The sequence below is a fragment of the Asticcacaulis sp. AND118 genome, assembly GCF_020535245.1.
GTDB lineage: Bacteria > Pseudomonadota > Alphaproteobacteria > Caulobacterales > Caulobacteraceae > Asticcacaulis.
The window spans coordinates 1,669,192-1,694,633 of the sequence record NZ_CP084910.1; the positions used below are offsets into that span (position 1 = coordinate 1,669,192).

Here is a 25,442-nt window from a genome sequence, read left to right on the forward strand (position 1 = left end):
TGGAGTTCTCCAAACTTAAGGTCAGTCCGCGTCCGACGTCACACGCTCGGTCTATCTGTGTGCATCTGTGGCCATCTGTGGAGAACCTTTCTTTCTCAAAGACTTGTATAAAAATTGCGATTTGCAATTCACAGCCCTCAATTTCAAAACGCAATTAAACAAATAATTCACTTGTTATCTGCTATTGATTTCGGCACTCGGTTTCAGAACGTCATCGAAGGTCCGCGCCATGGTCAAGACTGCCCTCGCCCCGGTTAAAGCCGCCGCTACGCCTTTTGGTCGTCGCCAGCCCGCAAAGCCTGCGCCGAAGGCCGCAAAAGAGCCTGTGGGGCGCGGCCCGCGCTCGAAATGCCCGATCAATCTGCTGCTGGAAGTCGTCGGAGATACGTGGTCGTTGTTGATCATCCGCGACCTGATGTTCAAGGGCCGTTCGACCTATAAGGCTTTTCTCAATGCCGAGGAAAAGATCGCCACCAACATCCTGGCCGACCGCCTGTCGAAACTGGAAGCCGCCGGCCTGATCTCAAAGGCCACCGATCCGGACGACGCGCGCAAATATATCTACCGCCTGACGGAAAAGGGCGCGGACCTCGCGCCCGTGCTGGTCGAGATGATGCTGTGGTCGAACAAGTACCACATCACCGACACGCCCAAGGACTTTCTGGCCAGCCTGCAAAAGAACAAGACGAGCTTCACCAACCGCATCGTCAAGGACGTGGCCGCGCAATCGCCCGCCAAACCGCTGACGCCTGCGCCGAAATTCGAGCCGAAAGACGAAACCCTCAACCTTTTCGACGGGTTCTGAGCCGCGCGTCTCGTTTTTATAACCCGCGCATTTATAAGGCTAATTTTGAGAATTATTCTCATGGAATTTAGCCTTGAAAAGCGATTCCCACCCCCATATATCGATTTCAGTTCTTTCTTTTCATCATTTCAAATCTGCCGAGGATGTCATGGCCTTCGAACTTCCCGCTCTGCCCTACCCGACCGACGCGCTTGAGCCGCACATGTCGGCCAACACCTTCAGCTTCCACCACGCCAAGCATCACAAGGCCTATGTGGACAATCTGAACAAGCTGATCGACGGCACCGAGTTCGCGGATAAGTCGCTGGTCGACATCGTCAAGGCGTCGGAAGGCACCAATCCCGGCGTGTTCAACAATTCGGCTCAGGTGTGGAACCACACCTTCTTCTGGCACTCGATGAAGCCGAACGGCGGCGGCAAGCCTACGGGCGCCATCGCCGCCAAGATCGACGCTGACTTCGGTTCGTTCGACGCCTTTGTCGAAGCTTTCAAGACCGCTGGTGCCACGCAGTTCGGGTCGGGCTGGGCCTGGCTGGTTCTGGGTCAGGACGGCAAGTTGAAGGTCGTGAAGACCGGCAATGCCGAAACCCCGTTCACCAAGGGCGACAAGCCGCTGCTGACCATCGACGTGTGGGAGCACGCCTACTATCTCGACTATCAGAACCTGCGTCCGAAGTTCATCGAGACCTATCTGAACAGCCTGGTCAACTGGGACTTCGCCAACAGCAATCTGGACGCGCCGCTGCATCCGGGCGTGTAATTGCTGTTGAAAAGCGATTAGATTACGGGGTGTGGGGTCGATTGACCCCACGCCTTTTCTTTTAGGAGCTTCTTCATGGACGCGCTTGATCTGGCTACGGAAATCCTCTCCCTGGCGCGCGCGCAAGGTCGCACGCTGACGACCGCCGAAAGCTGCACCGGCGGCCTGATCGCTGCGGCCCTGACGCGTATTTCCGGTGCGTCCGACGCCTACCACGAAGGCTATGTCACCTATTCCAACGCCGCGAAAACGCGGCTCTTAAGCGTGCCGGAAAGCGTTCTGGCCGAACACGGCGCGGTCAGCCTGCCGGTGGCGCACGCGATGGCCGAAGGCGCGCTGACATCGGCGGGGGCCGATCTGGCGCTCAGTGTCACGGGGATTGCCGGACCGACCGGCGGCTCGGAAGAAAAGCCCGTCGGCATGGTCTGTTTCGGACTGGCGTTCACACTGCCGGACGGGGAGATCAGGTCGCAGGCCAATGTGCACGTATTCGAGAACCTCGGTCGCGACTTCATCCGCGAACAGTCGGTCATGTACGCCCTGCACTGGGCGCTGGAGCACCTCAGGGCCGAAACCTAAGCTCCGTAAAGCTGCTTCGCGCGGGCTTCGAACGTAGCCATCAGCCGATTGACGGCGATATTGAGATTGGCCTTGAGCATGGCGTTGAGGATGGGATTTTTGAAATCCATATCCATATCGAAATCAACCCGCGTCCCGCCGGCGACCTCGGTGAAATGCCAATGGCCGTTGAGTTTGCGCAAAGGCCCGCGCAACAGGCCCATATGCAGGCTGAGGTCCGACGCCCGGCGCGTGACACGGGTGGAAAAGCGCTCCGACAGCATCTTGTAACCCACCGACACGTCGGCGTCGAAGACGTGCACGCCTTCGCCCGGCGTCGTCATATTATAGGCGCGCAGGGCCGTGATCCACGGAATGAAGTCCGGGTACTTGGTGACGTCGCTGACCATAGCCCACAGGTCGGTGGCCGCGTACGGCAGGACGCGCTCAAGATGGAATTGCGCCACGCCCTAGTTCCGCTTGCCCGCCAGTTGGCCGTCGCGCGCAGCGCGCAGGCGCTCGAAATCCTCACCGGCATGGTGCGACGAACGCGTCAGCGGCGAGGACGACACCATCAGGAAGCCCTTGGCGCGGGCGATCGATTCGTAGGCCTTGAACTCGTCCGGCGTGACGAAACGGTCGATGGCGGCGTGTTTGCGCGTCGGCTGAAGGTACTGACCGATGGTGATGAAATCGACACCTGCGGAACGCATGTCGTCCATCACCTGCATCACCTCTTCCTTGGTTTCGCCAAGACCGACCATGATGCCGGATTTGGTAAATTGCGACGGGTCGCGTTCCTTGACGCGCTCCAGAAGGCGCAGGGAATGGTAATAGCGCGCACCGGGGCGGATCTTCAGATAGTTGCGCGGCACGGTTTCGAGATTGTGGTTGAAGACGTCCGGTCTGGCGTCGATGACGATTTCCGCCGCACCATCCTTACGCAGGAAGTCCGGCGTCAGGATCTCGACCGTCGTCTTCGGCGATTGCCGGCGTATCTGTCGGATGACCTCGGCAAAGTGTTCGGCCCCGCCGTCGGCCAGGTCGTCGCGGTCCACCGAGGTGATGACGACGTGGGCCAGCCCCATCTTGGCCACCGTCATGCCGACGCGGTTCGGCTCATCGCTATCGAGCGGCTGCGGCATGCCGGTCTTGACGTTGCAGAAGGCGCAGGCCCGCGTGCAGGTGTCGCCCATGATCATCAGCGTGGCGTGGTTTTTGGTCCAGCATTCGCCGATATTGGGGCAGGCCGCCTCTTCGCACACCGTCACCAGCTTGGCGTCGCGCACAGTCTGGCGCGTGGCGTTATAGCCTTCCGAGCCCGGCGCCTTGACGCGCAGCCAGTCCGGCTTTTTCAGAACCGGGGTGTCCGGACGATTCTGCTTTTCGGGATGGCGCAGTTCCGGCTTTGAAACCGTGGCGTCGAGCCGGTTGATCAGGGTAACCATGAGGGCACTTTAATGATGAAATAGTTCGTCTCTAATTGGGCTTTTTACCCGGCAATATCAAGCCAAAAGGCCCAGATGATCCTCACTTAGGGTAACAGGCCAAATACGAGGGATAGCCGCACAATGGAATCTCGCCTAAGCTGAATCCATGCCCGCCAACCGCCTGCCCCTGCCTGTCCTGTCCCGCCGCCTGTTCATGGCCGGCGCAGCGGCCGGCATCGGGCTTGCCGGATGTACCCGCGAGGATGGGCCGGATCAGCCAGGCGCGGCCTTTATCGACTCGCAGATCCCGCCCGGCCTGTCGCCGGACGCCTATCCGCCCGCCGGCTTCGTGTGGAGCGGCTTCAAGCACGGCACCCTGCCCGAAGCGCGCTACGGCGTCGCCGCCCCGCCGCTCAATCCGCGTGCCCACCTGCTGATACTGGCCGACGCCCGCTATCCCGCCGAGGTCTATTTCGCACTGGCCCGTCAGGCGGTCGAGGACCATCTCAGCGTATGGATACTGGAAGCGCCGGGTCAGGGCGGATCGGGCAAGTATTTGCTGCAAAATCAGGATATTGTCCTGCCTGACTTCAGGCATCCTATAAAGACCGCTGAGGCCTTTGTCACGCAAACGATCCGGCCTTCCCCCGCCAAGCCTTTGTACATATTCGGGCATGGTTCCGGCGCGCTGACGGCGCTGGCGCTCGACACCCGCCCGTGGCCGCTGAAGGCCGTTCTGGCCTATGCGCCGTGGGATGCGTCCCAGTCCGCTTCGCCGGAGGAATGGCATCGGGAGGACGATCCCACCGATGCGTGGGCCAGGGCGGCGCACCGCTGGCGCATGGCCAATCCCGACCTCCGCCGCGTCCACCTCAGCGAAGGCTGGCTCAAACAGATGGTTGAAGCGCGCAAGGCGCTGGGCGGTTTCCGGCTGGAGCTGGGCCGCGCGTCGCCGCCGCTGATTCTGGCCGGTGAAGGTGATCTAAAACCCCTGTGCGACGGACGACACTCCTGCGAGGTGAAACCCGTTGCCGGTGAAGGCGAACTGACACCTGTTTTCCAGGCCTTTCTGAGCATTGACGTCTGATTTCTTCGTCAGATCGCAATTATTTGAACATTGTTCAATTGACTTGCGGCGCGCAGCCTCATAGGGTGTGACCAGAATTGACCGGCAGCCGCATTGCATGACGGCCCCTAAGCCGGCCAAAGGGAGTGATCGCGCATGGTGCGCTCTTTTGATGTCGAAGCCGAAACGAAGTCTCTGTTCGACGCGCTTCTCGACGCTGCGGAAAAACATGGCAAATCCAAGATCATTATCGAGGATCAGGACCGCCAGCCCATAGATTACAACGAGTTCGTCCTGCGCAGTTTCGTGCTGGCGCGCCTGTTCGACAAGGCCTTGAGGCGCGAGACGCGCATCGGCCTGATGCTGCCGACCTCGATGGGCGGGGCTTTGAGCTTTTTCGCCCTGCACGCCCACGGCCGCACACCGGTGATGATCAATTTCACTGCCGGCCCGGCCAATATCAAGACCGGCTGCCTGACGGCCAAGGTCAAGACGGTCATCACCTCGAAACGCTTTATCCAGCAGGCCAAGCTGGAGGACCTCGTCGAGGCGATGGGCCACTTTGTGCGCATCCTCTATCTCGAAGACCTGCGCAAGTCGCTGTCCCTGCCGGACAAACTTTACGGGCTGGCGGCGTCGAAGCTGCCGCGCCGCTTCGCCCACCGCGCCAAACCATCGGATATCGGCGTCATCCTGTTTACGTCGGGCAGCTTCGGCACGCCGCGCGGCGTGGTCCTGACCCAAGCCAATCTGGTGCTCAACTGCGCTCAGATCGCCGCCCATATCGACCTCAAACCGGAATGGGTGTGCTTCAACCCCATGCCGATCTTCCATTCGCTGGGTCTGACGGGCGGGGTGCTTCTGCCCCTGCTGCAAGGGATGCGCAGCTTCCTCTACCCCTCGCCCCTGCACGTCAAGCAGATCCCCGGCCTGCTCAAGGAAACCAAGGCGTCGCTGCTGTTCTCGACCGACACCTTCCTCAACCAGTACGCCCGTCAGGCGCAACCGGACGATTTCGCCACACTGGCCTTCGTCGTCTGCGGCGCCGAAAAGGTGCGCGAGGAAACGCACAAGCTGTTCGCCGAACAGTACGGCCTGACCGTCATCGAAGGGTATGGCGTCACCGAAACCTCGCCCGTTCTGGCGGTCAATCAGCCGAGCGACAACCATCACGGCACGGTGGGCCGCGCCCTGCCCGGCATGCAGTTGCGCCTTGAAGTCGTCGAAGGCATTCCCGAAGGCGGGCGCTTGCACGTAAAAGGGCCGAACGTGATGGCCGGCTATATCAACCTCGAAGCGCCCGACGTCATCGAAGCGCCCAGGGACGGCTGGCACGACACCGGAGATATTGTGGCGATCGACCGCAACGGCTGCATCCGCATTCTCGGTCGCGCCAAACGTTTCGCCAAGATCGCCGGCGAGATGGTGTCGCTGACGGCCGTTGAGCGGCTGGCCGAAGAGGTGTGGCCCGACAATCGCCACGCCGTCGTATCGCTGGCCGATGACAAGAAGGGTGAACGTCTGGTACTGCTCACCGACCTTCAGTCGGCGGACCTTTCTTCTCTTGCCGATCAGGCAAAGGAAAAGGGGGTGCCGTCTCTTGCCATCCCGAAAAAACTGGTCAAGGTCGAGTCGATCCCGGTGCTGGGCTCCGGCAAGACCGACTATGTCACCCTGCAAAAACTGGCCGAAGTGGTGGCTAACGCCGCTTGACACCCTGTGGAAGACAGGGTTAAGGCGGAAACATGGCCCTGACCTGCAACCCTGATCGGCGTGCAAAGATCGGAAGCGAAACCCGCTTCTGGACGATGCTGGCTGTCGTCATGGGACTGCTGGTTCAGGTGCTGTTCCCGCCGCACCTGCTGGCGGCATCGCGCGACGGGCCGGGCTTCGTCCTGTGTAACAGTGCGGTTCAGGTGGTCGATACCGGCCTGAGTCAGGCCGTCGCCAAGGATAAAACCGACAAGACTATTCAGGGCCTGAAGTGCGCCGACTGCGTGCTGGCGGGCCTGACCGGCTTGCCGCAGCCGGACCTCGGTGTCATTCCCGTCGTTTATGCGGAAATCGCCGAACCGCTGACGCCCGTGCGCGGCACGGCGCAACCCAAGGCGCGCGCGCCGCCGCGTCCGCACTCCTGCGGCCCCCCACACCTCGTCTGATCGCTTTCCGCTCAGCGTGCATCGCACGCGCTGATATGTCGTGCTTTCAGACAGGTTATTTCATGAAAACCCGTATTCTCGCGCTGTGCCTCAGCGCCTCCGGCCTCGCCCTGTGCGCCGCCCTGCCCGCTTTTGCCGCTGATGACGCCGAAGACATCCCCACCGTTATCGTCACCGGTCGGCTGAACCCCGAAGACCCGTCCGCCGTGCGCGACACCCGCGCCAGGCTTTCGCGCACTCCCGGCGCCGTGTCGGTCGTCGCTTCCGAAACCTACAGCAACAGCTATGCGCTGGGGCTCTATGACACCCTGAAAAACGTCTCCGGCGTCTTCGCGCAGAAGAAGTTCGGGGAAGACAGCCGCTTCTCGATCCGCGGCTCCGGCATCGGCAATTCCGCCCACAATCGCGGCTCATGGCTGTCTATCGACGGCGTACCGGTCAATCAGGCGGATGGCTCGGGTGATTTTCAGGAAATCGACCCGCTGTCGGCGCGCTATATCGAAGTCTATAAGGGCGGCAACGCCCTGCGTTTCGGCGGCGCGCAACTGGGCGGAGCGGTCAACTACGTGACCGCCAACGGCCGCAATGCCGGTTACCGCACGCTCCTGCGTCTCGAAGGCGGCAGCTTTGGCACCCGCCGGGCGCAACTGGCCTATGCCGATGTCATCGGCGATTACGACCTCTATCTGTCGGCCAGCACCACCCATGCCGACGGCTGGCGTGACAACTCTGAACAGAACGGCAAGCGCGTGACGCTGAATGTGGGCCGCCGCTTCGGCGAAGGCCGCTCGCTGCGCTTCATTTTTCAGGGCAACGACCTCGATCAGCGCATTGCCGGTGCCCTGACGCTGCAACAGGCCCTGACGACGCCGAAGATGACGACCGCCGCCAACTATCCGCTGCTGCGTTATGGCCGCAACGTCAAATCCGCGCGCAGCACGGTGCAGGGCGACTGGCGGATCAATGACAACTGGCGCGTCGAAGGCGGCGTCTATGCCGCCTGGAAGCAGCTCATCCACCCCATCTCCATCTATATTGATCAGCAATATCAGAACTATGGCGCATTCGCCCGTGTCGACGGTCAGGGCAGCATGGGCGGAAAACGCTACGATGTCTTCGCCGGGGTCAATTACAGAAGCGGCAATATCGACGCCCATACTTTCGCCAATGCCAACGGTTTACCCGGCATGGTGATGGGCAATGCCGTACAGAACGCCGAAAGCTGGGATGTCTTTGCCGAAGGCCGCCTGTTCGTTACGGACCAACTGGCCCTGATCGCCGGCGGGTCCTACGGCTGGACCGGACGCGATTACACCAACTATCTCAATGCCGCTAACAATGCCGATAAAGACTTCGACTGGTTCGCACCGCGCATCGGCCTTCTGTGGCAAAATGCCGGCGGTCAGCAGGTCTTCGCCAATGTCACCAAATCCGTCGAAGCCCCGACCTATGGCGCTCTGGTGCAATCGCCGCTGCCGCAATTCACCAGCGTCCGGCCCCAGGAAGCCGTGACCGCTGAAATCGGCACGCGGGGACGTTCCCAAAACCTGACCTGGGATGTGGCGCTTTATCGTGCCGAAATCGACGGTGAAATGCTCAACTTCATCGTGTCGCCCGACATTCCTGCGGCGACCTTCAACGCCGAAAACACGATCCATCAGGGCCTTGAAGCGGCGCTTGACTGGCGCATCGGGGCTATCGGTGACTGGGCCGTCATGGCGCGCCAGACCTATACCTGGTCGGATTTCAAGTTCGATAGCGACAAGACCTATGGTGACGCCCGCCTGCCGGTCGTGCCGGAGCACTATTATCGCGGCGAACTGGCCTTCAGCTCAAAGCGCGGCTGGCGCATCGCACCGGCGGTCGAATGGACACCGTCCGATGTGTGGGTGGACTATGCCAACACGCAGAAGGCTCCCGGTTTCACCGTGTGGAATCTGTCGGCGTCAAAGCGCGTCAATGACGGACTGGAGGTCTTCGTCGAAGGCCGCAATCTGGGCGACACACGCTATGTGTCGAGCGTGACGGCGGTGACGGACTTCACCCGGGTCGCCGCCAGTGCCCGCTCGGCCTTCTGGCCCGGCGAAGGCCGCGCGCTTTTTGTTGGTCTCAAGCTGACGGGGAAGTAAGATGAAAACGGCGGCGAGCGAAAAAGCCCGCCGCCGGATCATCGACTACCGGATGATCTGGCGCTGGCATTTTTATGCAGGACTGCTCTGCATTCCCTTCATTATCGTTCTGGCCCTCACCGGGTCGATATATCTGTTCAAGCCGCAAATCGAAGCGGCTATCGACCGTCCCTATAACGGCTTGACGGCCGCGCCTTTGCCCCTGTCTTTGCAGGTCGAGGCGGCTTTACGGGCCTTTCCCGGCGCGTCGCTTCAGTCGGTAGAGATACGGCAAAATCCGGCGGACGCGGCCCGCGTGGTCCTCAGTGACAAAGGCGAGCGCACGCGCGTCTATGTCCACCCGCAAACCCTGTCGATCCTGAAATCGGTGCGTGAAGACGACCGGTTCCTCAATGTGGTCAAGACCATCCACGGTGAACTGGTCATGGGGCAGTTCGGTACTTTGCTGGTGGAAACGGCGGCGTGCTGGGCGCTGGTCATGATCGTCACCGGCCTCTATCTGTGGTGGCCGCGCGAGGCGAAAGGTCTGGCCGGAGTCTTCTGGCCGCGCATGGGGTTGGGGCGGAAACAGTTCTGGCGCGATCTGCATGGCGTGGTCGGCATCTATGTATCCGTCTTCGCCATTTTCCTGCTTTTGACCGGCCTGCCGTGGACGACGGTCTGGGGCGCGGGTTTCAAGGCCGCACGGCAGGTCTTTGCCGAACAAACGATCAAGCCGGACTGGTCCAGCGGCCGAGCGGCGGAAAAAAGGGCTGATCCCCACGCGCACCACGGCCACGGCGCGCCAACGCCGTCAGGCGCGATAGACGTCTCACAACTCGACGCCATGACAGCGGAACTGCGCGCGGCAAACCTGCCGCCCCCGGTCATGCTGGTGGCGCCCACGCTGAAACAGCCAAACTGGCAGGGCGTGTCTCAGACCCAAAATCGCCCGCAAGCCCTGACCGTAACCTTCGATCATATGGGCATGATCGAAAATCAGAAGGTGTTTGCGGACAAGCCGCTGATCGATCGCGTCGTCGCCATCGGCATTGCCGCCCACGAAGGGCAGTTGTTCGGCTGGCTGAATCAATTCCTCGGCGTCCTGACCGCGGCGGGACTGGTACTGTTGTGCGTGTCCGCCGTCATCATGTGGTGGCAGCGTCGTCCGGACAAGGCGCACCTGGGGGCGCCTTCCCGCCTACCGGACGAACGACTCGGCGCGGGTCTGGTTGTTCTGATACTGGGGCTGGGGCTGTTCCTGCCGATGATGGGCCTGTGCCTGATCATCGTAGGCGTGATCGAATTCGCCGTCCTCAGGCGTATCGCACCGGTCAGGACGTGGCTGGGTTTGACGTGACCGAGGCCGAAGTGCTGGACTCGCCATCGGTGATATAGTCCATGCCGTCCGCCGGCGAACGCGGCGGGTCGGTTGGCTTGCAGGCCGCAAGCAATATGACGGTGGTGAATAGCAAGCGTTTCATCTCACTAGGGTAAACCGGCCCAAGTAAAAAGCCGCTGCGGAAACGCAGCGGCTTATATAGAGGTATCGAACCACGGATGGTCACGGATATGGCCGCTTCGCGTTCTTCAACACGGATATACGTGTCGCCGCCAGAGGCGGCATCCGTGCCTTATCCGTGGCCGATGCTTACAGGTTGATCATGCGACCGTCGGCATCCAGAGAGGCTTCCAGAATCGCTTCCGACATGGTCGGGTGCGGGAAAACCGTCCCCTGCAGGTCTTCTTCCGTCGCTTCCATGGTGATGGCCAGACAGAAGCCCTGTACCATTTCCGTGACGTTGGCGCCGATCAGGTGCGCGCCCAGTAGAGCGCCCGTCTTCTTGTCGAAGATCACCTTAACGAAACCGCCCGGCTCACCGGCGGCAATCGCCTTGCCGTTGGCCTTGAAAGGGAAACGGCCGATCTTGACGTCCAGGCCCTTTTCCTTCGCGCCCTGCTCGGTGATACCGACAGAGGCGACTTCCGGGGTGGCGTAGGTGCAGCCCGGAATCGGCGGGTTCAGGTTGGACAGCTTCTTGCCGGCCATATAGTCGGCGGCGTGCACGGCTTCGTGCGAAGCCTTGTGCGCCAGCCAGGGCGGCCCGGCGCAGTCGCCGATGGCGTAGAGGCCCTTGACGTTGGTCTTGCCGTGGCTGTCGTTCTTGATGTGACCGCGGTCCATCTCGACGCCCAGCTTTTCCAGACCGAGGTTTTCGGTGTTGGCCACGATGCCGACGGCCACGATGCAGCCTTCGGCTTCGAGCACCTCGGCCTTGCCACCGACCTCGACCGAAACCTTCACGCCAGAGCCCGACTTCTCGACCTTGGTCACCTTGGCGCCGATGCGGAACTTGAAGCCGCGCTTTTCAAAGGCCTTCTGGGCCTCGGCGGAGACTTCCTTGTCCTCGACCGGCAGGATGCGGTCCAGCGCTTCGACGACGGTCACTTCCGCACCGAGCGAACGGTAGAAGGATGCGAACTCGATACCGATAGCGCCTGAGCCGATGACAACCAGCGACTTGGGCATGCGGTTGGGCGACAGGGCGTTACGATAGGTCCAGATGCGATCGCCGTCCGACACCGCGCCGATGGCCGGGATTTCGCGCGCACGCGCACCGACCGCCAGCATGACGTTCTTGGCTTCGACGACCTGTTCGCCGCCCTTGTTCAGCTTGACGCGAACCTTGGGGGCGTCCTTGCCCGGCTCCAGAGTGGCGAAGCCCTCGATCACGTCGATCTTGTTCTTCTTCATCAGGTAGCCGACGCCGCCATTGAGTTGCTTGGCGACCGCGCGCGAACGCGCCACGACCTTTTCGAAATCGAAGCCCGGCTTTTCGCCGGTCAGACCGTAATCACCGAGGTGATTGATCTTATCGAACACTTCGGCCGACTTCAGCAGGGCCTTGGTCGGGATGCAGCCCCAGTTGAGGCAGATGCCGCCCAGCAGTTCACGCTCGACGATGGCGACCTTCAGGCCGTTCTGAGCGGCGCGGATCGCGCCCTCATAACCGCCGGGGCCAGAGCCGATAACAACCAGATCATAAGACATGTTGAATCAGCTCCTTAAGCCAGCATCTTGATGGGGTCTTCGAGAAGGCCCTTCAGTGCAGTGATGTACTTGGCGCCGACCGAACCATCGACCACGCGGTGATCGCAGGTCAGGGTCACGGTCATGACGGTGGCGACGGCCAGTTGACCGTTCTTGACGACCGGACGCTGTTCACCCGCGCCCACCGACAGGATGCAGCCCTGCGGTTCGTTGATGATCGAAGCGAACTGCTTGATGCCGAACATGCCGAGGTTGGACACCGAGAAGGTGCCGCCCTGGAACTCTTCGGGCTTCAGCTTCATGTCGCGGGCGCGCGCCGCCAGGTCCTTGGTTTCCCTGGCGATCTGAGCCAGCGACTTGGTCTCGGCCTTGCGGATGATCGGGGTGATCAGGCCGCCGTCGATGGCCACGGCCATGGCGATGTCGGCATTGTGGTGCAAAGCGATGCCTTCCGGGGTGAAGGAGGCATTGGCTTCCGGCACCTGCTTGAGGGCCAGCGCCACCGCCTTGATCACGATGTCGTTCACCGAAACCTTCACGCCCTGCGATTCCAGCGCCGTGTTGATCTTGGTCCGCGCCGCCAGCAGATTGTCGAGTTCGATATCGACGGTCAGCGGGAAGTGCGGGATGTCGCGGAACGAGTCGGTCAGACGACGGGCGATGACCTTGCGCATATTGTTGAGCGGCACAAGGTCGTAGGAACCCGGCGCGATACCCAGTTGTTCAAGGCTTTGGACCTTGCGCGGCTCGGCAGCGGCGGTGGCCGCCACCGGGGCGGAACCGGCCTTGCCAGTGCCCGAAGCCAGAGCGGCTTCGATGTCGCGCTTGATGATACGGCCGTGCGGGCCGGTGCCCTTGAGCAGTTTAAGATCGAGCTTGTTGATCTCGGCCAGACGGCGGGCCAGCGGCGAAGCCGCGACGCGTGCGCCCGAAGCGGCCGGGGCTGAGACGGGGGCTGCCGCCACAGGGGCCGGAGCGGCCGCAGGCTTGGGCGCTTCGGCCGCCTTGGGAGCCGGAGCGGCTTCGGCCTTCGGTGCCGGGGCGGCGGAACCGCCCTCGCCGGCGAGACGTGCGATGGGGGTGTTCACCTTCACGCCTTCGGTGCCGGCTTCGATGAGGATGGCCTCGACCACGCCTTCATCGACGGCTTCGACTTCCATCGTCGCCTTGTCGGTTTCGATTTCCGCGATCACGTCGCCGGCGGAGACAGTGTCTCCGACCTTGACGTGCCACTTGGCCAGAATGCCCTCTTCCATGGTGGGCGAGAGCGCCGGCATCAGAATATCGGTCATGAGTGGCCCCTCTTACTTGTACGAGACTTGCTTGACCGCCGCGATGATCTTCTCAACGCTGGGGACGGTCAGGGCTTCGAGGTTGGCGGCGTAAGGCATCGGCACGTCTTCCTGGTGCACACGCGCGGGCGGCGCATCCAGATCGTCGAAGGCTTCGGCGGTCACGCGGGCGGCGACTTCAGCGCCAATCCCGCACGGGCCCCAGCCCTCTTCGACGGTGACCAGACGGTTGGTCTTCTTCACCGAGGCAACGACCGTGTCGGTGTCCAGCGGACGCAGGGTGCGCAGGTTGACGACTTCGGCGTCGATGCCTTCTTCGGCCAGCTTTTCGGCGGCCTTGAGGGCGAAACCGACCATGCGCGAGTGCGCGACGATGGTGACGTCCTTGCCTTCTTTCTGGATCTTGGCCTTGCCGATCGGCAGGACGAAGTCTTCGACGTCCGGGATTTCGAACTCGTTGCCGTACATCATCTCGTGTTCGAGGAAGACGATCGGGTTCGGATCGCGGATGGCCGCCTTCATCAGGCCCTTGGCGTCGGCGGCGTCGTAAGGCGCAATGACCTTCAGACCCGGAACGTTGGCGTACCAGGCCGAATAGTCCTGAGAGTGCTGAGCCGCCACGCGGGCGGCAGCCCCGTTCGGACCGCGGAAGACGATCGAGGACTTGATTTGACCGCCCGACATGTACAGCGTCTTGGCCGACGAGTTCAGGATATGGTCGATGGCCTGCATGGCGAAGTTGAAGGTCATGAACTCGATGATCGGCTTGAGGCCGGCCATGGCCGCACCCGAACCGATACCGGCAAAGCCCATTTCGGTGATGGGGGTGTCGATGACGCGACGGTCGCCGAACTCTTCGAGCAGACCGCGTGAGACCTTGTAGGCGCCCTGATACTGGGCGACTTCCTCGCCCATCAGGAAGACCTTGTCGTCGCGGCGCATTTCCTCGGCCATGGCGTCGCGCAGGGCGTCGCGGACCGTAATCTTGACCATCGGCGTGCCTTCCGGGAACTCCGGATCGCGGACGTCGGCCTTTACCGGCGCTTCCGGTGTCACTTCGGCGGGCTTATCCGCCACTACGGCGGGTACCGCCTCAGCCTTCGGAGCCGGTGCGCTTTCCCCGCCTTCGAGGCGGGCGATGGGCGTGTTGACCTTGACGCCTTCGGTGCCGGCCTCGACCAGGATGGCCTCGATGACGCCTTCGTCGACAGCTTCGACTTCCATCGTCGCCTTGTCGGTTTCGATTTCCGCGATCACGTCACCGGCGGAGACCGTGTCGCCGGCCTTGACCAGCCATTTCGAAAGGGTGCCTTCCTCCATGGTCGGAGAAAGAGCGGGCATAAGAATGTCGGTCATCTGGGATCAGGCCTCGAGATAAACGTCGGTGTACAGTTCGGACGGATCGGGTTCGGGGCTGGTCTGAGCGAACTCGACGGCCTCCAGAACGATCGCCTTGATTTCGTTGTCGATGGCCTTGATTTCGGCCTCCTCGACACCCGCCTGCTCCAGCATCGTCTTGATGTGGTCGATGGGATCGCGGGTCGTCTTGACCTCGTCGACCTCTTCCTTCGAGCGGTACTTGGCCGGGTCGGACATCGAGTGACCGCGATAGCGGTAGGTCTTCATCTCAAGGATGTAGGGGCCCTTGCCCGAACGGGCATACTCGGCGGCGCGCTCGGCGGCTTCCTTCACCGCGAACACGTCCATGCCGTCGACGGTCTCGCCCGGAATGCCGAACGAAGCCCCGCGCTGCGACAGGTTGGTCGTCGCCGACGCACGGGCCAGCGATGTGCCCATGGCGTATTCGTTGTTTTCGATCACGTAAACGACCGGCAGGTTCCACAGCTTCGCCATGTTGAAGCTTTCGTAGACCTGACCCTGGTTGGCCGCGCCGTCACCGAAGTAGGTGAAGGAGACGTTGCCGTTGTTGCGGTACCAGTCGGCGAAGGCCAGCCCGGTGCCCAGCGACACCTGAGCGCCGACGATGCCGTGACCGCCGAAGAAGCCGGTTTCGATGTCGAACATATGCATCGAACCGCCCTTGCCCTTCGACGAGCCGCCGATGCGGCCGGTCAGCTCGGCCATGACGGCCTTTGGGTCCATGCCGGCGGCCAGCATGTGGCCGTGGTCGCGGTAACCGGTAATGACCTGATCGCCGTCGATAGAGGCGGCCTCCATGCCCACGGCGACGGCTTCCTGACCGATGTACAGGTGGCAGAAGCCCCCGATCAGGCCCATACCGTACAGTTGGCCCGCGCGCTCCTCGAAGCGGCGGATCAGAACCATCTCACGGTAATATTTTAGGAGTTCGTCTTTAGAGACATTGCGTTTGGCGGAACCCGTCGTTCCGTTGTCAGTGGCCTTGGCGGCGCGCGCCATGGAAACCTCCCTAAGGCTAATCGTGCTGATCGCATCACACCCGCAGGCGTAAACGGTCGCAGCCGGTCAAATAGACGATGGGGCAAATACCGGTGCCCGTGCAGCGGACTCAGGCAGGTTCTTCAAATCCCTGTGGAAATATCTCCGGACGCAGAGGCGACCGAAACTGCAGGGTTTGTCAAAAACCACCCGAACTCACGTCAGACACCCTCTTAGGCAAAGGGCAAGCTGACGTAAAGTCCCCTTCCGGATTCAGGAATTGTGCGCAGGGGCGATGTGATCGCGGATCACGTATTCGTTAGGGGCGTTAAGCCCCAGGAGAACGCGGGCGCGTTCTTCGAGCAATTCTTTGGAAAGATTATCGGTTCTTAAATAACGAGCGCGGGCCTCAAGATCCTGACGCTCGGCCGCAAGATCTGCGAGCACCTTTTGCTTTTCAGCCAACTCGACCTGACGGGTTTCCTGCGAAAAGAAACCTTTGTCGCCAGTCAAATACTGTACGCCGCAGTAGGTCAGAAATATAGCGATGATCGCGGTAGGCAAATAAGGCCTCAGTTTCTGAATCACGACTTTCGCCCCTTCTGGACGGACAACATCAATGAGCCGCACTTTCGCCCGCGTCGGTTTAACAAACTGTTACCGAACATGTCACTTCGAATGAAAGAATTTATCATAAAACGAGAGCGGCGCAGGGTGTCTGCGCCGCTCTTTTTGGCAGTTTTGTAAAAAACATCCCAGCCCGTGGGATGCAACCCGATTAGCTGCGGATCACCGACAGGCCGGCATAGACGGCTTCGTCGTCGAGGATCGATTCGATGCGCAACAACTGGTTGTACTTGGCCAGCCGGTCCGAACGCGCCAGCGAGCCGGTCTTGATCTGACCGCAGTTCAGTGCCACGGCGAGGTCGGCGATGGTCGAATCCTCGGTTTCGCCCGAACGGTGCGACATGACCGAGGTGTAGCCCGAACGGTGGGCCATATCGACGGCGTCCATGGTTTCGGACAGGGTGCCGATCTGATTGACCTTGACGAGGATCGAGTTGGCCAGACCTTCGACAATGCCGGTTTCCAGACGGTTCGGGTTGGTGACGAACAGGTCGTCGCCGACCAGTTGCAGACGGTCGCCCAAACGCTCGGTCAAAAGCGCCCAGCCTTCGAAATCGTCTTCCGACATGCCGTCTTCGATCGAGCAGATGGGGAACTTGTCGGCCAGACCTTCGAGGTAGTCGACCATCTCTTCGCGGCTCAGGGTCTTGCCCTCGCCTTCCAGATGGTACTTCTCGTCCTTGAAGAATTCGGTCGAGGCGACGTCGAGCGCCAGCCAGTAGTCTTCGCCGGCCTTGTAGCCCGCGGCGGTGCCGGCATCGACGATGAACTGCAGCGCCACCTCGGCCGAGGACAGGTTCGGCGCGAAGCCGCCTTCGTCGCCGACATTGGTGTTGTGACCGGCCTTCTTGAGGGCCGACTTCAGGCTGTGGAAGATTTCCGCGCCCATGCGCAGGGCTTCGGAGAAGGTTTCCGCGCCAGCCGGAACGATCATGAATTCCTGAATGTCGATGGGATTGTCGGCGTGCGCGCCGCCGTTGATGATGTTCATCAGCGGCACGGGCAGGACGCGGGCCGACAGGCCGCCGACATACTTATAGAGCGGCAGATTGACCGAAGCCGCCGCCGCCTTGGCCACGGCCAGAGACACGCCGAGAATGGCATTCGCACCCAGACGCGCCTTGTTCTCGGTGCCGTCGAGATTGATCAGGATCTGGTCGATGTGACGCTGATCGCGGGCGTCGAGGCCGCTCAGGGCTTCGTAGATTTCGCCATTGACGGCGTCGACCGCCTGACGCACGCCCTTGCCCAGATAACGGCTCTTGTCGCCGTCGCGCTTTTCGACGGCTTCATGCGCGCCGGTGGAGGCACCCGACGGCACGGCCGCGCGGCCGAAAGCGCCGTCTTCGAGGGTGACATCGACCTCAACGGTCGGATTGCCCCGCGAGTCGAGAATTTCACGGGCGACGATATCGATAATGGCGGACATGGCAATCTTCCCTGAGGGGTTTTAAAAAACAGGGGTTGCTTAGCAAGCGCGCCTGAGCCTGACAAGCCCGCCACGGGGAATGCGTCTCATATATTGAGTATATCGCCGGGCTTCGCGAAGACGTGATCCGGCTTTTCGCTCAGCAGGCTGTCTTCGTGCGCATAGCCCCAGGTCACGGCCCCGACACCGATGCCCGTTTTACGCGCCGCCTCGATATCGCGCAGTTCGTCACCGATGGACAGGACTTCGCCGGGCCTGACCTTGAAGGTTTTCAGCACGTCCTTGAATTTCGCCGCCTTGCCGAACAGCGACGACCCGCAGGCGTAATGATCGATCAGCACGCTCAGGTCCTCACCCAGCACCGCCTTGACGTTGTCGGAGTCGTTGGAGGTCACCACCACCAGCGTCACCCCCCTGCCCTTCAACTCGCGCAGCACCTCGGCAATGCCCTCAAACAGCACGATCCGGTCGATCTGCGCGTTCTGAAGCCTCTGGGCATAGGCCGCGATGGCTGGCAGTTTCAGCAAAGGCACCTTCAGACGCTTCAACAGCTCTTTGGGGCCCAGCCGCCGCAGCGTGTCGAGGTCCGAGCGGTCCGGGTTCACAAAGCCGAAGCGGTCGGCCAGTTGGTCGAACACCTCGATGAACCACGGGAACGAATCGGCCAGCGTGCCGTCGAAGTCGAAAATGACCAGCCGATAGGGATAGGAGGGCATGAAATATATCCGGAATCAAAAACGCGGCCCCTCGCGGAGCCGCGTCTTTATATCGTCGGTCGATAAAGGCGGTTAGTCCTTTTTCGGTGTAATCACCTGACGGCCCTTGTAGATGCCGGTCTTCAGGTCGATGTGGTGCGGACGGCGCAGCTCGCCGGTGTCCTTGTCTTCCACAAACGAATTGGCGCCGAGCGCGTGGTGCGAGCGACGCATGTTGCGCCGCGAGGGGGATACTTTCCGCTTAGGAACGGCCATGTCCGACTCTCTTTTTCAAGTGAGGCTCGATAAGCTCTTACCCAAGCCTTTCAAGCGTAGAATGATGTGTTGACCGGTTGTTCTTCCGGTCGGAAGGCGCGCCTTATGCCCCAAGACCGCAAAAGGATCAAGGGGTATGATGCAATAAATCTTGCGGAAAATCCTGCAAATGGGGGCTTTGTAAACAGCCCGCTTATGCCCCGCCTTATTCGCCGCTTATAAACGCGGCGTATTTCCGCCGCAATCCATTCAGATGCCGTTCAGGTTAACGCGCGCTCAATGATACCATCCCGGCATTCATAAGAGTTCCCTCCATGAAAGTTTCTTTTTTCAAGCGGCACCTTCCCAAGGCCCTGATAGGGCTGGGTTTCGTCGTGCTGGCCGCGCCATCGCTTGCTTCGGCCCAGGGCTATGACGGCTATTGCTATCAGCGCAAGTCGAACTCCACCGCCACCGGCGCGGTTCTCGGTGCTCTGGCCGGCGCCGCCATCGGCAACGGGTCTTCGCATCGCTATAACCGTGGCGGCAATACGGTGGCTGGCGCAGCGGTCGGTGCGGTCGTCGGCGGTGCGCTGGGCAATGCCTCGGTCGATTGCTACGAAGGTCGCTACTATTCCTACGAAGACAGCGGCTATTACGACCCACCCCCGCCGCCTTCGGGCTATGGCGTGGTCTATTACGAATCCCGTCCGCGCTATGACGGTTACTATACCTACCGTGAGCGCTATTACGGTCCCCGCTACTATCCGGCCCCGCGCAGCTACTATTATCGCGACCGGTACGATCGCTATGATCGTCGGGATCGCGGGCATTATCACCGTCATCGCGATCGCTGGTAAAACAAAAAAACCGTCCGAAAGGACGACTTTTTTGCGCACTTGATCGAAACAGGATTGGCTTCGCTCCGCCGCGCCTGCGCGTGATCATGAAGGCTCCGCCTCATGATCATCGCTTGCCGTGGAACCTCTCACGGTTCGAGTACATGTCCTGCGACAAAAAAGAAAAGGACGGCCCCTGAAGGGACCGTCCTTTTCTTTTGAATGGTCGGGGAAACAGGATTCGAACCTGCGACCCCCTGCTCCCGAAGCAGGTGCGCTACCAGGCTGCGCCACTCCCCGACAAAAAAGCTTCCCGAACGGGAACCGCAAACGTCCGCAAACCGGTCGTCCGCGTCTGGAGGCCGCTCTATACGGAAAGCCCACAACGCACGCAAGCCTTTGCCGTCAAAAAAATGCAGTATGTTGTGAAGAAATAAGTCAGGTGAACCGGGCACCGCTTTTCAAGGTGCAGATGGACCGCGACAGGATTGATGCGCCGCGTTTTAACGCGGCTTACCCTTCGGGCGCCTTCGGCGTCCATCGCCCTTTCGGGTCGATGTGGCTCCGCTTCGCGCCGCCGCGTCTGCGCGTGATCATGACGGCTTCGCCTCATGATCATCGCTGGATGTCTTTAAATGCGCTAACGCTTCGCTTTTTGAGCGCGGCGAACCTGTCACGGTTCGAAGGCTGGAGCGCAGACCTTAAACAAATAAGGGCCGCCCCAAAGGGCGACCCTTATTTGTTTAAATGGTCGGAGCGACAGGATTCGAACCTGCGACCCCTTGACCCCCAGTCAAGTGCGCTACCAGGCTGCGCCACGCTCCGACACCTCTTCGCAGAGGCCTCCTCTGGTAAGGAGAACGCGGCTTATAGAGAGGAATATCGCCCCCTGCAATAGGGAGCAGGCGCGTTTTCCACGACTCACAGGCCCTTGAGCGTCCGCAGCATGGTTTTTTGCGCCCCTTCAAGGCTCTGGGCTATGGCCAGCAAGCGCGTGCGCGACTCTTCGCTCAGGCCATGAACGACCGGCAAGGACGACATTTCATCGAAATCGAACTCAGGCTCGCCGGCATCCCCCAGCTCCTTGCGCGGCAAGGGCTGAACGGCCACCGGTTCGATCTCAGGCTCGCTCCATCCGGCGGCCTCAGGCACCGAACCCGACAGCCCGTGCCCGGCCGCCAAGAGCGCCTTCTGACCGTCGTCCTTGTACAGCTTCTGCACACCGCGAATCGTATAGCCGCGATCGTGCAGCAGCACCTTCACCCCCAGCAGCAGGTCGATGTCCTGCGGGCGGTAAAAGCGACGCCCGCCGGCGCGCTTGGTCGGGCGGATGAAGGTGAACTTCGTCTCCCAGAAGCGCAGGACGTGCTGAGGCACGCCCACCGCGTCGGCGGTTTCGGAAATGGTACGAAAGGCTAAGGGGCCCTTGGACACGTTACGCTCGCCTGTGATGCTTATTCACCGGCGCCGGCATCCACGCGCGCCTTCATGATCTGCGAGGCGCGGAAGGAGATGACCTTGCGCGGGTCGATGGCGGCCGGCTTGCCGGTCTTGGGGTTGCGGCCGACGCGGGCGTTCTTGTCGCGGACCTGAAACACGCCGAAACCCGACAGCTTGACCGTTTCGCCCTTTTCCAGCGAATCGATGACCAGATCGAGGGTGCGCTCAACGAGGGCGGCGCATTCCTGACGCGGCAGGCCCAGTTCGTTGTGCACCGCTTCGAACAGTTCGGCGCGGGTCAGGGTCGTGGCTTTCATTTCAAATCCCCTCCGGAATGAGCTCCATCACGGGAACAATACGCATTTTCCCGTTCGCGTCAAAGGCTTGGACGCGCCTTGTCATCAAATAAATGAGATTTGAGCACTAACCGGAGCTAACCGGGCGCGCGAATCACAGCCGGATGGCCGCCGCCGCCCAGGTGAGGCCGCCCCCCAGCGCTTCGATAAGCACCAGATCGCCCTTTTTGACCCGCCCGTCCTGCACGCCCTCGTACCAGGCCAGCGGGATCGAGGCCGCCGACGTATTGGCGTGATCGGCGACGGTCGAGATGACCTTGGCCCGATCAAGGCCCAGCCGGTCGGCGACGCCGTCGAGGATACGCTGATTGGCCTGATGCGGGATGAACCAGTCCACCGCCTGATGGTCGAGCCCGGCCTTGTGGATGGCCGAATCGGCGGCTTCCGAGATCTTCTGCACGGCGTGCTTGAAGACCTGGTTGCCCTGCATCTTGATCTTGCCGACGCGCTGGCCGGAATCGAAGACGCCGCCATCGACATAGAGCAGGTCGGTCTTCGAACCGTCGCATTGCAGATCGAAACTGAGGATCCCCGTATCGTCGGACGTGCCCTGCCCTTCGACAGGCTCCAGAACCACAGCCCCGGCTCCGTCGCCGAACAGGATGCAGGTCGAGCGGTCGGTATAGTCGAGGATGCGGCTCATCACTTCGGCGCCGATAACCAGCGCGCATTTCGACAGGCCGCGCGCCACGAAGCCGTCGGCGACGCTCAGTGCATAGACGAAGCCCGAACAGACCGCCTGCACGTCGAAGGCCGCGCCGCGCGGCACGCCCAGCTTGGCCTGAACGATCGAGGCCGTGGACGGAAACGTCATGTCCGGCGTGGTGGTGGCGATGATGATCAGGTCGATATCCTCGACCGTCCGGCCCGCCGCCGCCAGCGCGACTTTCGCCGCTTCGACGGCCAGATCACTGGTCAGTTCGGTGTCCGCCGCCTTGTGACGCTTGCGAATGCCGGTGCGCGCCGCGATCCATTCGTCCGTGGTGTCGACCATTCGACTCAGATCATCGTTGGTGAGAATGGTCTCAGGCAGATAACCGCCGACGCCGGTTACCGCCGTACGTGTTACGCTCATGCTCAGAATACCTTTTCGTCCGCCGCCCGTGCGGGTTGCGGCGTTTCGGGGGACAGGGCGTGCGACTGCTGGACGTGGGCCAGCGCCCTGCGGATATCGTCCTTATAGGTGCTGGCGGCCAGCGAAATCGCGACGCTGACGGCATTGGAATAGGCCCAGGCCTCGGCCCCGCCGTGGCTTTTGATGACAATGCCGTTCAGGCCCAGCAGCGGCCCGCCATTGGCGGCGCCGGGATCAACCGTCCGCGCCATCGCCTTCAGGGCGGGCGCAGCCAGAAGCGCGCCCAGCTTGGCCAGAGGCGACGAGGTCAGCGCGCCCTTGAACAGGTTTTTGACGAACTTGGCCGTGCCCTCGGCGGTCTTCAGGGCGATATTGCCGGTGAAACCATCAGTGACGACCACGTCCACCGTGCCCTTGCCGATGTCGTCACCTTCGACAAAACCGTGATAATTGATGCCGTCCACGCCTTCGCGCAGGATGCGGTGCGCCTCGCGCACCTCTTCGTGACCTTTCAGGTCTTCGGAGCCGACATTGAGCAGACCTACGGTCGGCTTGTCCTTGCCGCGCACCGCGCGGTGAAAGGCCGTGCCCATGACGGCGAATTCGATCAGTTGGTGCGCGTCCGAGGTGACATTGGCTCCGACGTCAAGCACCGTGCCCATCTCGCCCTTGGCGTTGGGCCAGCCGCAGGCGATCGGCGGACGTTCAAGATCGTCCGTCATCATCTTGAGGATCATCTTCGACAACGCCATCAGCGCGCCGGTATTGCCCGCCGAAACGACGGCGTGCGCCGCACCGGTCTTGACCGAGGCGATGGCCATGAACAGGCTGGTGGTCTTGCGCCGCAAAGCCTGAGCCGGCTTTTCATCCATAGCCACCGACTGATCGGTGTGGACGATGGTGGCGACGGCCTTGAGTTCCGGACATTTGGCCAGCTCCGGCGCGATCAGCGCCTCATCCCCGTGCAGCAGAAACCGCAGGCGGCCCGACCCATCACGCTTCAAGGCCTCCGCCGTGCCCGGCACTGTGACGCGGGGGCCGTGGTCGCCGCCCATGGCATCGATTGCGACGACGACCGTCCCGGAGGACGCGGCCTCAACACCTGCCGCAGGCGTTTCGGACGGCGAATTATGATCAGGGGAAGACAAGGGACGCTCTAAGACCTCACAGGGGTGTCAGGGTCGCCCTTATAAGCCTTCCGGCACTTGGCTGGAAGCTGGAAAAAGCGAGTCCCCGAAGCGGCGGACGATAACGCGCCCGCCGAACTTATCAAGATGGTTTATCAGGCGTCATCGCCCTTGAGACGCGACAGCACGGCGAACGGCGACGGTTCCCTGGGCTGATCCGGCTCTTCGAACACCGCGCCCGGCTTGCGCGCAAAGGGATCATAGGCTTCCCCCAGGGCTTCGATGACGTAAAGACCGATGTCGATCTGACCGTTGACCGCCACGTCGGGCTGATCGAGATCCTCGACGCTCAGTTCGCTTTCCTCTTCCTCGCCCTTGGCGGCGCGTCCCTGAAAGACGACCACAATGTCGATGCGCGACGAAATGGGGTGACGGAACGGATCGAGCGACACGCCGCATTCCTGCGTGACTTCGCCGTTCAGTTCGACATCGACGACGACCTCATCACCCGCTGGCGACTTGCGGCCTTTCGTCACGACCTTTGCAGTCAGTTCGTGCAGGTCGATCATGCCGAAATTCTCGGCGATCAGCTTGCGGCGCGCCTCATCGGCGCTCAGGGTCAGTTCGAGCCCCCGGAAGGCCTCGTCAAAGCGCACGGTGTGCGTCCACAGCGGGGCATCGGTTTCGGTCATGGCTCAGTTCTCCTGTACATCTAAACGCTTTACCAGAGGTTTCACTTCTGGCCACACGACTTCGCCGGCCAGCAATCCATCCGCACCTACACGCGTGCGGACCTCATGGATATAGTCACTTAAAGCCGCCGCCCAAAGAGGGGCCTGCGCGTCCGGTTCTTCGTCGGCCGCATAGACGGTGCGCAGCAGATAATCGGCTTGCGCCGCATTCCTTGTTTCTGGCACCGCCTCTTCCCAGATTTCGTCCCAGCGCACCAGCCGCGTATAGACCTGCTGGCTCAGCTTCTTCATCTTCTTGGGTACGGTCAGATCGCCTACGCCCTGCTCGCGCAGGGTGTCGTCCAGCGCCAGCAGCAGCGAATCAAACAGGGCCTGTGAGGTTTCGCGGTGCTGTTCATTCTCCGATTTCAGCCGGCTGATCAGCAGGACAACGTGCAGCACCAGCAGTTCGAACCGCGCGCCGATTTCGTCCTTCACGCCGTAGTCGGTATAGAAGACCACCTGCCGCGACTGGGAAACCGCCGACGCATACAGGGCTTCACCGGCTTTGCGAGCCGGATTGGGCTTTTTCAGACCCAGGCTTTCGCCGAGCGCGCTGAGGAATTTGTCGAGCATTGCGTCCCCGTCTCCGTTTGCGTTCTTGCCAAGCCGGAATATTTATGGCCTTCATTCGGCCCCAAGATTGCACTAAACAGTATGGCCTCCAAGGTCAAACCCGAACGGAACCTGATGATCAAGCCGTCCACCTTCCTGGCCCTTGCCGCCGTTGCCGCTGCTGCTTCTACCCTCGGTGCCTGTGCCCCCAGCGTCGCGCGTCAGGGCTACCTCGCCATCGAAGCCAACCCCGCCACCGACATCAAGGTCGGCGAGGACACGCAAACCAGCGTGCGCACCAAGTTCGGCTCTCCGTCTCAAGTCGCGACCTTCGACCCCAGCGTCTGGTACTATATCACGCAGACGACCTCCAAGATGACCTATAAGCCCGCGACCCTGACCTCGCGCAGCGTCACCGTCGTCGAGTTCGACAAGGAAACGCAGGCCGTCAAGACCGTGAAGACCTTATCGCTGGCCGACAGCCGCGAGATCGCGCTGAACCCCAACAAGACGCCGACCCGCGGCCGCGAACTGACGGCGCTGGAACAGATTCTCGGCAATGTCGGTCGCCAGACCATCACCAACGAAGAAGACACCAACCCCGGCGGCCAGCGCCGCCGCGAGTAGTCGTTGCTCTATGCGAATATGAAAACCCCTCCGGAGAATTTCGGAGGGGTTTTTGATTCTCCACAGATGGCCATCTGTGGAGAGAGCGGCGCTCACAC

Annotated in this window: 26 protein-coding genes and 2 tRNA genes; 10 read left to right on the top strand and 18 right to left on the bottom strand. The window is 61.5% G+C overall.

What is annotated here, in order from left to right; translation table 11 throughout:
* The first annotated feature begins 229 nt into the window (after positions 1 to 229).
* The 3 genes from LH365_RS07990 to LH365_RS08000 all read left to right on the top strand — a co-directional run bounded on the left by LH365_RS07990 (position 230) and on the right by LH365_RS08000 (position 2,144).
* Entirely contained in the window at positions 230 to 805 is a 576-nt protein-coding gene (locus LH365_RS07990) for a helix-turn-helix domain-containing protein (protein WP_226743134.1), read from the top strand.
* A gap of 148 nt (positions 806 to 953) precedes the next feature.
* Complete coding sequence (locus LH365_RS07995) at positions 954 to 1,565, top strand: superoxide dismutase (protein ID WP_107872583.1); 612 nt, start codon at positions 954 to 956, stop codon at positions 1,563 to 1,565.
* Between the two features lie 75 nt (positions 1,566 to 1,640).
* On the top strand, positions 1,641 to 2,144 hold the full coding sequence (locus LH365_RS08000) for a CinA family protein (RefSeq protein WP_226743135.1): 504 nt from the start codon (positions 1,641 to 1,643) through the stop codon (positions 2,142 to 2,144).
* Here the strand turns inward: LH365_RS08000 and LH365_RS08005 are convergent.
* Together LH365_RS08005 and lipA are read right to left on the bottom strand one after the other, a co-directional pair.
* On the bottom strand, positions 2,141 to 2,590 hold the full coding sequence (locus LH365_RS08005) for a type II toxin-antitoxin system RatA family toxin (protein ID WP_226743136.1): 450 nt from the start codon (positions 2,588 to 2,590) through the stop codon (positions 2,141 to 2,143). The two genes, LH365_RS08000 and LH365_RS08005, sit on opposite strands and share 4 nt — an antisense overlap.
* A gap of 3 nt (positions 2,591 to 2,593) precedes the next feature.
* Positions 2,594 to 3,571 (bottom strand): lipoyl synthase, encoded by a 978-nt coding sequence (gene lipA, locus LH365_RS08010; protein WP_226743137.1) that lies wholly within the window; start codon positions 3,569 to 3,571, stop codon positions 2,594 to 2,596.
* A 148-nt stretch (positions 3,572 to 3,719) separates the two neighbouring features.
* On the opposite strand from lipA, the gene LH365_RS08015 reads away from it, so the two are divergent.
* From LH365_RS08015 to LH365_RS08035, 5 genes are all read left to right on the top strand, one after another.
* A complete protein-coding gene (locus tag LH365_RS08015; protein WP_226743138.1) occupies positions 3,720 to 4,640 on the top strand; it encodes an alpha/beta hydrolase in 921 nt (306 codons plus the stop codon).
* A 135-nt stretch (positions 4,641 to 4,775) separates the two neighbouring features.
* Entirely contained in the window at positions 4,776 to 6,332 is a 1,557-nt protein-coding gene (locus LH365_RS08020; RefSeq protein WP_226743139.1) for an AMP-binding protein, read from the top strand.
* A gap of 32 nt (positions 6,333 to 6,364) precedes the next feature.
* Positions 6,365 to 6,778, top strand: coding sequence for a hypothetical protein (locus LH365_RS08025; RefSeq protein ID WP_226743140.1), 414 nt, complete (start codon positions 6,365 to 6,367; stop codon positions 6,776 to 6,778).
* Positions 6,779 to 6,840: 62 nt separating this feature from the next.
* Complete coding sequence (locus LH365_RS08030; protein WP_226743141.1) at positions 6,841 to 8,907, top strand: TonB-dependent receptor domain-containing protein; 2,067 nt, start codon at positions 6,841 to 6,843, stop codon at positions 8,905 to 8,907.
* Between the two features lies 1 nt (position 8,908).
* The gene (locus LH365_RS08035; protein ID WP_226743142.1) at positions 8,909 to 10,246 is read left to right on the top strand and encodes a PepSY domain-containing protein; all 1,338 of its coding nucleotides are present in this window, start codon (positions 8,909 to 8,911) and stop codon (positions 10,244 to 10,246) included.
* Between the two features lie 291 nt (positions 10,247 to 10,537).
* On the opposite strand, the gene lpdA is transcribed toward LH365_RS08035, so the two are convergent.
* The 8 genes from lpdA to rpmF all read right to left on the bottom strand — a co-directional run bounded on the left by lpdA (position 10,538) and on the right by rpmF (position 18,615).
* The gene (gene lpdA, locus LH365_RS08040) at positions 10,538 to 11,938 is read right to left on the bottom strand and encodes a dihydrolipoyl dehydrogenase (protein ID WP_226743143.1); all 1,401 of its coding nucleotides are present in this window, start codon (positions 11,936 to 11,938) and stop codon (positions 10,538 to 10,540) included.
* Between the two features lie 14 nt (positions 11,939 to 11,952).
* Positions 11,953 to 13,230 (bottom strand): pyruvate dehydrogenase complex dihydrolipoamide acetyltransferase, encoded by a 1,278-nt coding sequence (locus LH365_RS08045; RefSeq protein ID WP_226743144.1) that lies wholly within the window; start codon positions 13,228 to 13,230, stop codon positions 11,953 to 11,955.
* Positions 13,231 to 13,242: 12 nt separating this feature from the next.
* Positions 13,243 to 14,586 (bottom strand): pyruvate dehydrogenase complex E1 component subunit beta, encoded by a 1,344-nt coding sequence (locus LH365_RS08050; RefSeq protein ID WP_226743145.1) that lies wholly within the window; start codon positions 14,584 to 14,586, stop codon positions 13,243 to 13,245.
* A 6-nt stretch (positions 14,587 to 14,592) separates the two neighbouring features.
* A complete protein-coding gene (gene pdhA, locus LH365_RS08055; RefSeq protein WP_226743146.1) occupies positions 14,593 to 15,609 on the bottom strand; it encodes a pyruvate dehydrogenase (acetyl-transferring) E1 component subunit alpha in 1,017 nt (338 codons plus the stop codon).
* 252 nt (positions 15,610 to 15,861) lie between these two features.
* The gene (locus tag LH365_RS08060; RefSeq protein ID WP_226743147.1) at positions 15,862 to 16,176 is read right to left on the bottom strand and encodes a septum formation initiator family protein; all 315 of its coding nucleotides are present in this window, start codon (positions 16,174 to 16,176) and stop codon (positions 15,862 to 15,864) included.
* Between the two features lie 190 nt (positions 16,177 to 16,366).
* Positions 16,367 to 17,644, bottom strand: coding sequence for a phosphopyruvate hydratase (gene eno / locus LH365_RS08065; protein ID WP_107872612.1), 1,278 nt, complete (start codon positions 17,642 to 17,644; stop codon positions 16,367 to 16,369).
* A gap of 86 nt (positions 17,645 to 17,730) precedes the next feature.
* Positions 17,731 to 18,360 (bottom strand): HAD hydrolase-like protein, encoded by a 630-nt coding sequence (locus tag LH365_RS08070; protein WP_226743148.1) that lies wholly within the window; start codon positions 18,358 to 18,360, stop codon positions 17,731 to 17,733.
* 72 nt (positions 18,361 to 18,432) lie between these two features.
* Positions 18,433 to 18,615 carry a 50S ribosomal protein L32 gene (gene rpmF, locus LH365_RS08075; protein ID WP_013480386.1) on the bottom strand — a complete coding sequence of 61 codons (183 nt, stop codon included), beginning with the start codon at positions 18,613 to 18,615 and terminating at the stop codon, positions 18,433 to 18,435.
* A 314-nt stretch (positions 18,616 to 18,929) separates the two neighbouring features.
* Here rpmF and LH365_RS08080 point away from each other — a divergent pair, with 314 nt between their 5' ends.
* On the top strand, positions 18,930 to 19,454 hold the full coding sequence (locus tag LH365_RS08080; protein ID WP_226743149.1) for a YMGG-like glycine zipper-containing protein: 525 nt from the start codon (positions 18,930 to 18,932) through the stop codon (positions 19,452 to 19,454).
* 202 nt (positions 19,455 to 19,656) lie between these two features.
* On the opposite strand, the gene LH365_RS08085 is transcribed toward LH365_RS08080, so the two are convergent.
* The 8 genes from LH365_RS08085 to LH365_RS08120 form a co-directional block, all read right to left on the bottom strand.
* A tRNA-Pro gene (locus tag LH365_RS08085) sits at positions 19,657 to 19,733 on the bottom strand.
* 448 nt (positions 19,734 to 20,181) lie between these two features.
* Positions 20,182 to 20,258, bottom strand: a tRNA-Pro gene (locus tag LH365_RS08090).
* 96 nt (positions 20,259 to 20,354) lie between these two features.
* A complete protein-coding gene (locus LH365_RS08095) occupies positions 20,355 to 20,867 on the bottom strand; it encodes a MerR family transcriptional regulator (protein ID WP_226743150.1) in 513 nt (170 codons plus the stop codon).
* Between the two features lie 20 nt (positions 20,868 to 20,887).
* Entirely contained in the window at positions 20,888 to 21,190 is a 303-nt protein-coding gene (locus LH365_RS08100; RefSeq protein ID WP_107872620.1) for an integration host factor subunit alpha, read from the bottom strand.
* A gap of 133 nt (positions 21,191 to 21,323) precedes the next feature.
* Entirely contained in the window at positions 21,324 to 22,304 is a 981-nt protein-coding gene (locus tag LH365_RS08105) for a beta-ketoacyl-ACP synthase III (protein ID WP_226743151.1), read from the bottom strand.
* 2 nt (positions 22,305 to 22,306) lie between these two features.
* A complete protein-coding gene (plsX, locus tag LH365_RS08110) occupies positions 22,307 to 23,359 on the bottom strand; it encodes a phosphate acyltransferase PlsX (RefSeq protein WP_255606735.1) in 1,053 nt (350 codons plus the stop codon).
* A gap of 227 nt (positions 23,360 to 23,586) precedes the next feature.
* Complete coding sequence (locus LH365_RS08115; protein WP_226743153.1) at positions 23,587 to 24,123, bottom strand: DUF177 domain-containing protein; 537 nt, start codon at positions 24,121 to 24,123, stop codon at positions 23,587 to 23,589.
* A 3-nt stretch (positions 24,124 to 24,126) separates the two neighbouring features.
* The gene (locus tag LH365_RS08120) at positions 24,127 to 24,738 is read right to left on the bottom strand and encodes a ubiquinol-cytochrome C chaperone family protein (protein WP_226743154.1); all 612 of its coding nucleotides are present in this window, start codon (positions 24,736 to 24,738) and stop codon (positions 24,127 to 24,129) included.
* Positions 24,739 to 24,819: 81 nt separating this feature from the next.
* On the opposite strand from LH365_RS08120, the gene LH365_RS08125 reads away from it, so the two are divergent.
* Positions 24,820 to 25,344: an outer membrane protein assembly factor BamE gene (locus LH365_RS08125; RefSeq protein ID WP_226743155.1), complete on the top strand. Its 525-nt coding sequence runs from the start codon at positions 24,820 to 24,822 to the stop codon at positions 25,342 to 25,344.
* Positions 25,345 to 25,442 lie beyond the last annotated feature (98 nt).

Excerpts from the sequence above, each read along its gene's own strand:
- LH365_RS07990 (WP_226743134.1), top strand. The coding sequence starts at position 230 with ATGGTCAAGACTGCCCTCGCCCCGGTTAAAGCCGCCGCTACGCCTTTT.
- LH365_RS07995 (WP_107872583.1), top strand. The coding sequence starts at position 954 with ATGGCCTTCGAACTTCCCGCTCTGCCCTACCCGACCGACGCGCTTGAG.
- LH365_RS08000 (WP_226743135.1), top strand. The coding sequence starts at position 1,641 with ATGGACGCGCTTGATCTGGCTACGGAAATCCTCTCCCTGGCGCGCGCG.
- lipA (WP_226743137.1), bottom strand. The coding sequence starts at position 3,571 with ATGGTTACCCTGATCAACCGGCTCGACGCCACGGTTTCAAAGCCGGAA.
- LH365_RS08015 (WP_226743138.1), top strand. The coding sequence starts at position 3,720 with ATGCCCGCCAACCGCCTGCCCCTGCCTGTCCTGTCCCGCCGCCTGTTC.
- LH365_RS08020 (WP_226743139.1), top strand. The coding sequence starts at position 4,776 with ATGGTGCGCTCTTTTGATGTCGAAGCCGAAACGAAGTCTCTGTTCGAC.
- LH365_RS08025 (WP_226743140.1), top strand. The coding sequence starts at position 6,365 with ATGGCCCTGACCTGCAACCCTGATCGGCGTGCAAAGATCGGAAGCGAA.
- LH365_RS08030 (WP_226743141.1), top strand. The coding sequence starts at position 6,841 with ATGAAAACCCGTATTCTCGCGCTGTGCCTCAGCGCCTCCGGCCTCGCC.
- LH365_RS08035 (WP_226743142.1), top strand. The coding sequence starts at position 8,909 with ATGAAAACGGCGGCGAGCGAAAAAGCCCGCCGCCGGATCATCGACTAC.
- lpdA (WP_226743143.1), bottom strand. The coding sequence starts at position 11,938 with ATGTCTTATGATCTGGTTGTTATCGGCTCTGGCCCCGGCGGTTATGAG.
- LH365_RS08045 (WP_226743144.1), bottom strand. The coding sequence starts at position 13,230 with ATGACCGATATTCTGATGCCGGCGCTCTCGCCCACCATGGAAGAGGGC.
- LH365_RS08050 (WP_226743145.1), bottom strand. The coding sequence starts at position 14,586 with ATGACCGACATTCTTATGCCCGCTCTTTCTCCGACCATGGAGGAAGGC.
- pdhA (WP_226743146.1), bottom strand. The coding sequence starts at position 15,609 with ATGGCGCGCGCCGCCAAGGCCACTGACAACGGAACGACGGGTTCCGCC.
- eno (WP_107872612.1), bottom strand. The coding sequence starts at position 17,644 with ATGTCCGCCATTATCGATATCGTCGCCCGTGAAATTCTCGACTCGCGG.
- LH365_RS08070 (WP_226743148.1), bottom strand. The coding sequence starts at position 18,360 with ATGCCCTCCTATCCCTATCGGCTGGTCATTTTCGACTTCGACGGCACG.
- rpmF (WP_013480386.1), bottom strand. The coding sequence starts at position 18,615 with ATGGCCGTTCCTAAGCGGAAAGTATCCCCCTCGCGGCGCAACATGCGT.
- LH365_RS08080 (WP_226743149.1), top strand. The coding sequence starts at position 18,930 with ATGAAAGTTTCTTTTTTCAAGCGGCACCTTCCCAAGGCCCTGATAGGG.
- LH365_RS08100 (WP_107872620.1), bottom strand. The coding sequence starts at position 21,190 with ATGAAAGCCACGACCCTGACCCGCGCCGAACTGTTCGAAGCGGTGCAC.
- LH365_RS08105 (WP_226743151.1), bottom strand. The coding sequence starts at position 22,304 with ATGAGCGTAACACGTACGGCGGTAACCGGCGTCGGCGGTTATCTGCCT.
- plsX (WP_255606735.1), bottom strand. The coding sequence starts at position 23,359 with ATGGGCGGCGACCACGGCCCCCGCGTCACAGTGCCGGGCACGGCGGAG.
- LH365_RS08115 (WP_226743153.1), bottom strand. The coding sequence starts at position 24,123 with ATGACCGAAACCGATGCCCCGCTGTGGACGCACACCGTGCGCTTTGAC.
- LH365_RS08120 (WP_226743154.1), bottom strand. The coding sequence starts at position 24,738 with ATGCTCGACAAATTCCTCAGCGCGCTCGGCGAAAGCCTGGGTCTGAAA.
- LH365_RS08125 (WP_226743155.1), top strand. The coding sequence starts at position 24,820 with ATGGCCTCCAAGGTCAAACCCGAACGGAACCTGATGATCAAGCCGTCC.